8 protein-coding genes are annotated in these 9839 nt (G+C 68.7%); 4 read left to right on the top strand and 4 right to left on the bottom strand.

Going from position 1 to position 9839, the window contains the following annotated elements:
- Positions 1-210 precede the first annotated feature (210 nt).
- Together PUT80_RS34300 and PUT80_RS34305 are read right to left on the bottom strand one after the other, a co-directional pair.
- Positions 211-1533 (bottom strand): M20 family metallopeptidase, encoded by a 1323-nt coding sequence (locus PUT80_RS34300; RefSeq protein WP_275294622.1) that lies wholly within the window; start codon positions 1531-1533, stop codon positions 211-213.
- Between the two features lie 37 nt (positions 1534-1570).
- The gene (locus PUT80_RS34305) at positions 1571-2332 is read right to left on the bottom strand and encodes a methyltransferase domain-containing protein (RefSeq protein ID WP_275294623.1); all 762 of its coding nucleotides are present in this window, start codon (positions 2330-2332) and stop codon (positions 1571-1573) included.
- Between the two features lie 165 nt (positions 2333-2497).
- Here PUT80_RS34305 and PUT80_RS34310 point away from each other — a divergent pair, with 165 nt between their 5' ends.
- Complete coding sequence (locus PUT80_RS34310; protein ID WP_275294624.1) at positions 2498-3418, top strand: hypothetical protein; 921 nt, start codon at positions 2498-2500, stop codon at positions 3416-3418.
- A 208-nt stretch (positions 3419-3626) separates the two neighbouring features.
- Positions 3627-4343 carry a M50 family metallopeptidase gene (locus tag PUT80_RS34315; protein ID WP_275294638.1) on the top strand — a complete coding sequence of 239 codons (717 nt, stop codon included), beginning with the start codon at positions 3627-3629 and terminating at the stop codon, positions 4341-4343.
- Between the two features lie 549 nt (positions 4344-4892).
- Here the strand turns inward: PUT80_RS34315 and PUT80_RS34320 are convergent.
- A complete protein-coding gene (locus tag PUT80_RS34320) occupies positions 4893-5510 on the bottom strand; it encodes an Ltp family lipoprotein (RefSeq protein ID WP_078870659.1) in 618 nt (205 codons plus the stop codon).
- Positions 5511-6035: 525 nt separating this feature from the next.
- Here PUT80_RS34320 and PUT80_RS34325 point away from each other — a divergent pair.
- Both PUT80_RS34325 and PUT80_RS34330 read left to right on the top strand, forming a co-directional pair.
- Complete coding sequence (locus PUT80_RS34325) at positions 6036-7268, top strand: aldehyde dehydrogenase family protein (protein ID WP_134730406.1); 1233 nt, start codon at positions 6036-6038, stop codon at positions 7266-7268.
- A gap of 32 nt (positions 7269-7300) precedes the next feature.
- Positions 7301-8407, top strand: coding sequence for a dihydrofolate reductase family protein (locus PUT80_RS34330; protein ID WP_238608274.1), 1107 nt, complete (start codon positions 7301-7303; stop codon positions 8405-8407).
- Positions 8408-8474: 67 nt separating this feature from the next.
- Here the strand turns inward: PUT80_RS34330 and PUT80_RS34335 are convergent, their stop codons facing one another.
- Positions 8475-9695: a chitinase gene (locus tag PUT80_RS34335; RefSeq protein ID WP_275294625.1), complete on the bottom strand. Its 1221-nt coding sequence runs from the start codon at positions 9693-9695 to the stop codon at positions 8475-8477.
- Between the last annotated feature and the right edge of the window lie 144 nt (positions 9696-9839).

Below are 9839 nucleotides of genomic sequence, written 5' to 3' on the forward strand. Positions count from 1 at the left end.
CGTGCCGTGCCGTGCCGTGCCGTGCCGTGCCGTGAGTCAATCCAGGGCAGGCAGTGCCGTTCAGAGCGATGAGCCCGCGGAGTTCGCCACTGCCGACCAGCACTGCATCAGTCCAAACCGTCCAAAGCTTCCGCACAACCCGGCAGATTGGTCGCCGCGCACCTCCTTTCCAGCCTTCCGGCCATCGTCATCCACCAACTCCCACACCTGTCAGTCAAAGAAACTCGGCACGTCCAGTGCCCCTCCCGATGCCTCGAACTCGTCGTGCACCGCTTTGCGCAGCGCCGCGTCGGCGAGATAGTCGGCGGCAGTCAGAGCCAGCCCCAGCGCGCCGTCGACGACAGCTTGATCACCCGTCGGCGACCCAGCAGCCTCAGCGAATTCCTTGGTGTGCAAGGCGACCGTCGGCCCGGACACCGCGATCATCGGGTGCAGCGCGGGCATCCGGAAAGACAAATTCCCGAGGTCCGTGCTCCCCGTCAGGAACTCCGGCACGATGCCCGGCGGCAGCGGTTTCCGCCCCGTGCCCTGTTGATTGACCGACCACCGTCCGGCCAGTGTCGTGTTGAACCGGATCGGCAGATACGCCGGCTGCGCGTCCCAGCGCAATTCCACTCCGCAGCCCGTCATTTCGGCCGCGCCGTGGGCGATCGCGGTCATCCGGCTGGCCAAGTCGCGCAGCGTGTCGGGATTTGCCGACCGGAGGTAGAACAGGAGAGCCGCCCGGGCTGGGATCACGTTCGGCCGCGCGCCGCCGTCGGTGAAGATGCCGTGCACCCGGTCGCTCGACGGCAGCTGTTGTCGCAGCGCCGACACTCCTTGATAGGCCGCCACCGCCGCGTCGAGCGCGTTGCGCCCCATGAACGGCTGGGCCGAAGCATGCGCGCCGACGCCGTGGAACACCATCTCGAGCTGCCGCCTGCCGAGGAACGGGTGCAATGCGATGTCGTGGCTGAACGGGTGCAGCATGATCACCGCGTCGACATCGTCGAAGACCTCGGCTCGCGCGAGCGTCTCCTTGCCGCCACCGCCTTCCTCGGCAGGGGTGCCCACCAGGGACACACGTCCGCCGAGTCGTTCGGCCACTGCTGCCGCACCGAGGAATCCGCCTGCTCCGGCAGTGCAAATAACGTTGTGCCCGCAGCCGTGTCCCAATCCGGGCAGTGCGTCGTACTCGGACAGAACCGCGATGTGCGGCCCCTTGTTGTCCGGAGTTCCGGTGCGCAACGCGGTGTCCAGCCCGCCGAGGCCTACGGTGACTTCGTGCCCATGGGCGCGCAGCAAGTCGGCGAGCGCGCCGACTGACCGGTGTTCGGCGAACCCTTCTTCCGGATGCGCGTGCAGATCCTGGCTGAGCGCGACGAGTTCGCTCGCGCGGGAACGCACTTCTTCTTCAACCGCAGCACGGGTTTCCGCGTCGGCCCCGGCGTAGTCGGAGCTGAGCGGTTCGGCGGCGGCCACGGCATCGGCGGTGGCTTCGACTAGGGAACGGAGGTGGCTGTCGTCCGGCGGGACAGGTGCGGCGTGGGTCATGCGGGGAATGCTAACTCCGAACCCCGACAGAAATGGATCACCGCACGTCGGACAGCCGACCGGAGACGAGTTGGGCGACGCCGAAGTACTGCTCGCGCACCTCGTCGAAGCCACGCGCGCGCAAGCCGGCCGCGATCTCTCCGCGGTCGAACATGCGTTGCCCGCTGACGATTCCTCCTGCGGTGTCGGCGATCCGAGCCAGCCGGCAGTCTCGGCGGGCGCTCGTGAGCAGGACGATCCGGCCGCCGGGACGGAGAATCCGGGTGAACGAATCGAGCGCGCGTTCCGGCTCGGCGAACATGTGCAGGGCGGCGAAACAGCAGACAGCGTCCACAGTGGATGAAAGCAGCGGCGGTTCGACCGCGTCGGCGCGAAGGTAGGCCACGTTCGGTGAGTCAGTTTCTTCGAGCGCGCGCGAAAGCATGCTGCGTGCGCCGTCCAGACCGATCGCGAGCCCTTCCGGTCCCACCGCGTCCCCGAACGCGCGCGTGAACCGGCCGGTTCCGCACGCGACGTCGAGCACGACTTGGCCCGGCTGTAGCCCGAGACGTTCGGAGGCCAGCGCGACCTCGTCGGCCATGCTCGGGCCGCTGGGGCCTTTGAGGACGCGGCCGAGCACGGGCCGCCAGTAGTGTTCGTATACCTGCGGCAGCAGCGTGGTGCGCATGAGCCGCTGGGTGAGCCCGGTGGGCGGGCCGGCCTGGGCCGCGTCGCCGAGGGTGTCGAAGAAACCGTCGGCTGTCGTGGCCGGTTCGCTGAGCAGATCGGTGAGCCGTTGCTGGGTGCTGTGGTGCGGCACAGAGGTCCTCTCGGTGGGATACCGGCAGTATGCGGCATCAACTGCTCACTCGTTCGAGTGAAGATCTGCCCGATCAAGCGTTCGAGGCCCGGCATTGTCGGTGGCTGTTCCTAACGTCGTCCGCACGGTCTCCGACTCGCGGAGACCAGCGAGGAGGACTGACTGATGACCGCACCGATCCTGCGTCCGATCGACCTGCCCACCGGTGAAATCGCCGTGCACGGGGCCTTCGACCTGAGCGCCGCGTCGCGATGGCTCGCCGGGGCGGGCCTGGCGGGATCCTTCGCCGCCGAACCGGGCGTGCTGCGGATGGCGTTCCCGGTGGAGGGGACCTGGACCCATGCCGGGGCCGCGATCCGGCAGAGATCCCCGGGCACGGTCGAAGTCGGGGTGGCGGCGCCGGTGGAGGTCGCCGCGCGGGTGGTCGCGCAGGTGAGCCGGATGCTTTCGCTTGATGTCGACGAATCGGGGTTCGCCGAGGCCGCGAGCCGGGACTCGGTGGTCCGGCGGCTGCACGCCCGTCACAGCGGAGCGCGCCCAGTGCTGTTTTCGTCGCCGTACGAAGCGGCTTGCTGGGCCGTGCTCACGCAAGGAATGCGGGTCCCGCAGGCGAGACGATTTCGCGAGCAGTTGACTGTGCGCCATGGCCGTCAGGTCGGCGAAGACGGGCTGTTTTCCTTTCCCTCGCCGCAGATTCTGGCCGAGCTGGGCGACGAACCGTCGGTGGGGCCATTCCGGCTCGCGCGCCTCCGAGCTGTCGCCCGGGCAGCTGTAGACGGCCGCCTGGACACCGAGGAGTTGCTGGCGCTGCCGATCCCCGAAGCGATGAGCCGCCTGTGTGCGATCCCGGGCATCGGAGCGTTCTCCGCCGAGCAGATCCTGCTGCACGGCGCGGGACATCCCGATCTCTTCCCCCGCCTGGACACCCAGCTCCACCAGATTCTGTGCGCGGAGTACGCGTTGCCTCCCGACACGCCGCCGGACGAGCTTGAGCCGTTGGCTGAGGATTGGCGTCCGTATCGGTCGTGGGTCGCCCATCTGTTCCGGTTTGATCGGCTGAAGGTGTCCGTGGAGGTGGCGGACTGAGTGGTACTTGAAGTCGCGGATCGACAGGAGGGAGACGTCATGGAGTGAGGCCGCGGCCCATACCGAATCGCGGTCGACGGATGTTGCCTGGGCACTCACAGCAGCCAAATAGGGCCTGTGGTGAGGTGTCCGCGTGACTACGCCTGTACTCGCCGTCTCGACTGTGCTCAGTGCTCGACCGGGCACCGGAGAAGTCTCCGGTGCGGCCATGGCCGCGGGCACTGGGACAGTCAGCGCGGCGCTGGAACAGGCGAACACGCCGAGCGTCATCACGTTGGTCACCGGCGCGATCGCTTTGCTGGTCGTGCTGGCCGGCGGGACGCCGTGGCGGTTCGCCCGCAACGTCATCACGATCGTGCACGAGGCAGGCCATGCGCTGGCCGCGGTGACGGTCGGACGGCGGCTGCGGTCGATCCGGCTGCACTCGGACACCTCCGGGGTCACCGTGTCGCGCGGCAAGCCTGAGGGACCCGGCATGGCGTTCACCGCTTTGGCCGGATACATCGCTCCGTCGGTCCTGGGACTGCTGTTCGCGAGCCTGGTCGGAGCCGACCTGATCACCGCGGTGCTCGTGCTGGTCGCGTTGCTGCTGCTGGGCGTGCTGATCATGGTGCGCAATGCCTACGGCGTGTTCACGGTGGTGGCGAGCGCTGTCGTGCTCGGGCTGGTGGCCTTGGTCGCGCCGAAGGTGGTGCAGGCGCCGTTCGTGTACCTGCTGACCTGGTTCCTGCTGTTCGGCGGGGTTCGGCCGGTGGTGGAGCTTCAGCTCAAACGGCGGCGTGGCCAGGCGCGGGACTCCGACGCCGACCAGCTGAGCCGGCTGACCGCTGTGCCTGCGGTGTTGTGGGTGCTGGTGTTCGGCGTGCTCACAGCGAGTTGCGTGATCGCGGGCGGGTTGTGGCTGCTGCAACCGTTGGCGTTGTGATGCGGTCGCTGCGGTTGTCGGTTGCGGTGAGGTGACGCGGACTGGCGGCTCGGTGGCGTCGTGCGACGGCGCGCGGTCGCTGGGGTGCGGCGGAGCTGGCGGCGGTGCGGCGGCGACGTTCATGCACGCTCCGCGTGCGAGCGGACGGCGGGCTGCGGCGGAGCAGTTGAGCGCTGGCTGGGCGGCCGACGGATTAGTTGAGCGCTGGCTGGGTTGCCTACGGACCGGTCGAGCGCTGGCTGGGCGGCTCACGGATCGGTTGAGCATTGGCTGGGTTGCCTACGGATTGGTTGAGCGGCAAGCAGTTGAGTGGCAAGCGGTTGGGTGGAACGGCCGGTTGTTGGGCGCGCGCTGTCGTCGGCAATGCCGTGGCAAGCTGTCGCCGCGCTTGGCAGGGCGTGTGCGGCACTGCACGTCCGAGTGCTTGGTGGCGTTCGCGCCTGACCCAGCTCTCCTGGGTGGTTGCGATCTCCAACCGCTGCGGGTGATCAGCCACGACGCGGCGGTGAGGGGTGCGGGAGCTGTTCGGCGTTGGTCACGCGTCGGATGTCATTTGCACGCCTTCGTTTGGTGCGCGCCGAACTTGGCCTGGGCACTGGTGAACTTCTCACCGTATTTCGAGGACAGCTGCTGGATCAGGCCGGTGCACGAGAACGAGGTGTAGTCCAGGTATGACTGCGCCGCCTTGGCTGCCTGTTCGTTCCAGTCGACGTCCAGGCTGTCCACCGCCTGGGTGGCGACGTTCTTCGGGTAGCTGTCGCCGTACTTGGAGGACAGCTGATCGATCAGGCCGTTTCGTGAGAAAGCGGTGTAGTTGAGATAGGACAGCGCGGAGTCGCGGGCCTGCTCGACCTGGGGCGGGTACTGCGGTGCCTCGCTCGCTGGGCTGGACTCGACCGGAGGAGGGGATTGCGGAGTCTCGGCGGGCGAACTCGTCAGGGCCTGGGGAGTCTCGCTGGTGGGGCTGGATTCGACCAGTTGCCCGTTGATGCATGACTGTCCGGCTTTGAGTGGAGGGCAGGACTCTTGCGGCGGGTAGCTGGGCGTCGAAGCTGAGGTGGGAGTCAAACCACTGGCGCCGAGACCGCTGGCGTTACCACCGGAGCAGGCGGTGAGGGTGACGGTCGCTGCGGCCGCTGCGGCGAAGATGGCGAGGCCCTTGATCATGCGGTGCTCCTTGGCCTGAGGTGGTTTGTAGTCGTGTGTGCTGCTCCGTTCGTTACGGCGGTGATGTCCACTTAGCTCAGGCGTCTGACTGTCGAACAGCACGTGTTCCGGCGGTCTGATCAGAAGGGCGCGCACTCGTTGCTTTCGAGCGACGTTGGGGTCTGGAAGCCTGTCGGATGCCAGCACGCGTCGCGCTTGGCCAGGAGCTGTGCGCGGGTGCTCCGGCCTTGGCGATCGCGACCTCGTCGCCCAACGGTCGTGGACGCGTTTCGTACTGCCCAAGCCCACGGGCGCAAGCAGTGTCGCGCCTACGACCACGGCGGCAATCCCGGCTCCACGTCGGCAGAAGGCTGCTCGTTGGTTGAGCGTGCCGCTGCCTTTGGTAGGTTTCCGGAACTCATGGGAAGCCTCTCGTGGTCGGTCGGTGCGTCCCGGCGTCTGGCCCGCGATGAGGGTCCCGATGCAGGTCAGAGGCGGGTGTCCGGCAGACTGGACGTCTGCTGAGCCGCCGGAGGGAGACAGGCGATGGACGAGGTCGCGAAGGCCGTCGAGGAGTGTGCGCGGGCGGCGAAGGCGGCTGCGCCGTCGTTGGCTGCCGCCGGGGACGAGGCGGTGGACGCGGCGCTCGTCGGGATGGCGGAGCGGCTCGTCGCGCACCGGGACGAGGTGCTTGAGGCCAACCGGGCCGATGTTGCCAAGGCTACGGCCGACGGGATGAGCGCTGGTCTGCTCGACCGGCTCACCATCACGCCCGAGCGGCTCGACGGGATGGCCGATCAGCTGCGTCTGCTGGCCGGCGCGCCGCACCAGGAGCGGGCCGTCGACGTGTCCACGCTGGACGGTGGGCTGCGGCTGGTCGAACGGCGGCGTCCGGTTGGCGTCATCGGCGCGAACTACGAGGCGCGGCCGAACGTGACGGTCGACGTGGCGTCGCAGCTGGTCAAGTCGCGCAACGGCGGCGTGCTGCGGACCGGGTCGGCGGCGCTTGGCTCGGCGCAGCGGTTGCGGGACGTCGTGATCGCGCCCGCGCTCGAGGCCGCTGGGATCAACCCGGACGTCGTGCAGTTGGTGCCGCGCGTGGAGCGGGAAGCCGCGTCAGCGCTGGTTCGGCTGCCTGGGCTTGTACCGCTGGTCATCCTGCGCGGCAGTGGCGACAGCACGCGCGCGCTGGCGACCGAGGCCGCGGTGCACGGGGTGCGCACGTTGGCGCACGCTGACGGCGGCGGTGTGCTGTACGTCGACGCCGCGGCGGATGCGGGCAAGGTTCGTGACCTCGTGTTCTCGAGCCTCGACCGGCTCGGCGTCTGCAACCGGCTGAACCTGCTGCTGATCCACGAGGACGTGCACGACACGGTGTGGCCGCAGATCGAGTCGGCGCTGGCCGAGCGCGGCGTCACGCCTTCGCTCGCGCCGCACGAGCATCCGATCGGCTACGAGTGGGCGCTGGACTCCGAGCGGGAGGCGACCGTCACCGTGGAGAAGGTCGGCGGGCTCGTCGACGCGGTCGAGATCGCGAACGAGCGCACGTCCGGGCTCGCCGCGGGGATCGCGACCGAGGACCCGGCGGCCGCGGAGCGGTTCTTCGACGGCTACACCGGCACGGGCGTGTTCTGGAACGCGCCGACCCGGCTGCTGGACGGCTTCAAGCTGCTCGCGGTGCCCGAAACCGGCATCAACCTCGACCGGGTGCCGGGGCCGCGCGGGCCGGTGACCTACACCGACCTGTACGTCCGCCAGTACGCCGTAGTGCCCGCCTGACCTGGCCGGAGCACGATGAGCGGATGGGCACGATGACCGGGCGGCCGCACGTCCTGCTGTCCGCGGCGCAATCGCTGGACGGCTACCTCGACGACGCCGGCGCCACCCGTCTGCTCCTGTCCAACGAGGACGACTTCGCGGAGGTCGACCGGCTCCGTGCCGAGGCCGACGCGATCCTCGTCGGCGCGGGCACGGTGCGGGCCGACAACCCGCGGCTCCTCGTGCGCTCCGCCGAACTCCGCCGCGAGCGGGTCGCGGCGGGGCGGCCGGAGCAACCGGTCAAGGTGACGGTCACCAGCAGCGGCAAGCTCGATCCGGCGGCGCGGTTCTTCACCGTCGGCGACACCGAGAAGCTCGTCTACGCGCCGCGAGGCAGCGCGGACAGCTTGAGTGCGGTCGCGACTGTCGTGGAGGTCGGCAGTCCGCCGCGGCTCGAGCACATCCTGGACGACCTCGGCGCGCGCGGGATCCGGACGCTGCTCGTCGAGGGCGGCGGGGCGGTGCACACGCAGTTCCTCGACGCCGGGCTCGCCGACGAACTCCGGCTCGCGATCGCGCCGATCATGGTCGGCGACCCGCGGGCGCCGCGGTTTCTCGGGCCGGGCGCGTTTCCGCGACCGCTGGAACTGACGGAAGTGCGACGGCTCGGAGAAGTCGCGGTGCTGCGGTACCGCGCGGCGGTCGAACCTTCGTCGCTCGATCTGCTGCGGTTGCGGCAGGCCATCGAGCTCGCCGACGAATGCCCGCCGAGTTCGACGTTCCGGGTCGGCGCGGTCGTCGGGCTGCCGGACGGGACGGTGCTCGCCACCGGGCATTCCGGCGAAGGCGATCCGCGCAATCATGCGGAAGAAGCGGCGCTGGCGAAGCTCGATCCGCACGACCCGCGACTCGCCGACGCGACCATGTACAGCTCGCTCGAACCGTGCAGCGATCGCGCGTCCCACCCCAAAAGCTGCACGCAGCTGATCCTCGAAACCGCCATTCCGCGAGTGGTGATGGCCTGGCGGGAACCGTCGTTGTTCGTCGAGGCCGAAGGGGTCGAGCGGCTTGTCGCGGCCGGACGACGGGTGATCGAAGTCCCGGCGCTGGCGTCGGAAGTCCGGCGGGCGAATACGCACTTGCCCGGCGTTCGGCCCTGAGCGTCGGACGATCGGGCGCTGCGGCACGGAATCCGCGTCGCAGCGCCCGATCGGGAAAACTAGCCGGTCAGCAGCCGCCGTTGTCGGTCCAGACGCCCCATTGGCCGGTCGTGCCGGGTTCCTCGCCCTGGGTCCACCATTTGGCGGTCCATTTGTGGCTGTTGTGCGCAACCACGGCACCGCCGGTGTAAACCTGCGTTTTCTGCCATTCCGGCGCCGAACAGGTTCCCGGAGGATTGCTGGTCGGACTGGTCGGGCTCGTCGGCGGAGTGGTCTGCGGCGGGGTCGCGCCGGCGAACCGGGTGGTGAACTTCGTGAAGTCCCAGTCGTTTTGCTGGACGTTCGAGCACACGCTGTTGTCGGTTGTCGTCGTGCATTGCCGGTCGCGGTTCACCGCCCAGAACGTGAACCGGCCGAGGTGGTGGCTCGTCGCGTAGTCGTACACGGTCTGGAAATCGGAAACGTTGAAGTATTCCGAACTGTCGGATTTCCCGTTCATTCCCGAGAAACCCTCGTGCGCGTACGCGGTGGCGCTGTCCCAGCCCAGGTGGCTTTGAAGCAAGCCGTGGAACGCCTCGAGCGCCGACACCTGCGACGCACCGCCGCCGCTGAAACCGCCGTCGAACGGCATGATCGAGAAGTTGTTGGGAGAGAAGCCGATCGACTTCGCCTGGTCCAGCAGCTGGGTGCCGAACCAGCCGGTGCCCGCGGCGGTTCCCGGCATGGTCACCGAGACGAAAAGGCCGGGGTTGTCCGCCTGCAGTTTCTTCGCGGCGCCGAGTTCGTTCGCGATGGCCGCGGTGTCTTCGTACTCGGGTTCTTCGAGGTCGAAGTCGATGGCTTTCAGGTTGTATTTCGCGACGACCTGCTGGTAGGCCGCGGCGGTCGCGTCGACGGTGCCGCAGGTCTGGCCCAGTTTCGTGCCGCCGTAGCCACCGACCGAGACCGACACGTCGCCGCCGTTGCCGCGGATGCGGTTGATCGCGTCGCCGACGGTCGTGTCCGAGGAAACCGGCGAGGTGCCGTCCCAGGTGGGGCTGCATCCGCCGCCCTTCGGCGCGAGGATGAAGGCCAGCTGGAACGCTTTCTGCCCGGTCGCGTTCATGACGGTCACCGGGTCCGGCGGGTTGTTGCTCTGCGGCATGAGGTACGGCGCGGCGGCGTACCAGTTGTTGTCGAGGCCGGTCGACGCCCCGGTCTGCGCGTGGGCGGTCGCGGCCACGACGGCGGCCGCCCCGGCCACGGTAGCGGCGGCGACGAGTGTGGCGGCCAGTCTGCTTCGCTGCATCTGTCCTCCGGCGAGCATTCGGAAAATGAATGCGGTAAGCATTGGACTAGACCATTATGAAGTCAAGGTGCGGTCGGCTGCTCTTGTCCGGCGGGGGGCTGGTTCGGGAGGTATGCCTGAATTCGGTGCGGCGGGTTAGCCCTT

The organism is Amycolatopsis sp. La24, from assembly GCF_029087445.1.
Lineage (GTDB): Bacteria > Actinomycetota > Actinomycetes > Mycobacteriales > Pseudonocardiaceae > Amycolatopsis > Amycolatopsis nivea.

What these genes read in the sequence shown, in the direction of transcription:
- PUT80_RS34300 (WP_275294622.1), bottom strand. Translation starts at nt 1,533, where the DNA reads ATGACCCACGCCGCACCTGTCCCGCCGGACGACAGCCACCTCCGTTCC.
- PUT80_RS34310 (WP_275294624.1), top strand. Translation starts at nt 2,498, where the DNA reads ATGACCGCACCGATCCTGCGTCCGATCGACCTGCCCACCGGTGAAATC.
- PUT80_RS34315 (WP_275294638.1), top strand. Translation starts at nt 3,627, where the DNA reads ATGGCCGCGGGCACTGGGACAGTCAGCGCGGCGCTGGAACAGGCGAAC.
- PUT80_RS34320 (WP_078870659.1), bottom strand. Translation starts at nt 5,510, where the DNA reads ATGATCAAGGGCCTCGCCATCTTCGCCGCAGCGGCCGCAGCGACCGTC.
- PUT80_RS34325 (WP_134730406.1), top strand. Translation starts at nt 6,036, where the DNA reads ATGGACGAGGTCGCGAAGGCCGTCGAGGAGTGTGCGCGGGCGGCGAAG.
- PUT80_RS34330 (WP_238608274.1), top strand. Translation starts at nt 7,301, where the DNA reads ATGACCGGGCGGCCGCACGTCCTGCTGTCCGCGGCGCAATCGCTGGAC.
- PUT80_RS34335 (WP_275294625.1), bottom strand. Translation starts at nt 9,695, where the DNA reads ATGCAGCGAAGCAGACTGGCCGCCACACTCGTCGCCGCCGCTACCGTG.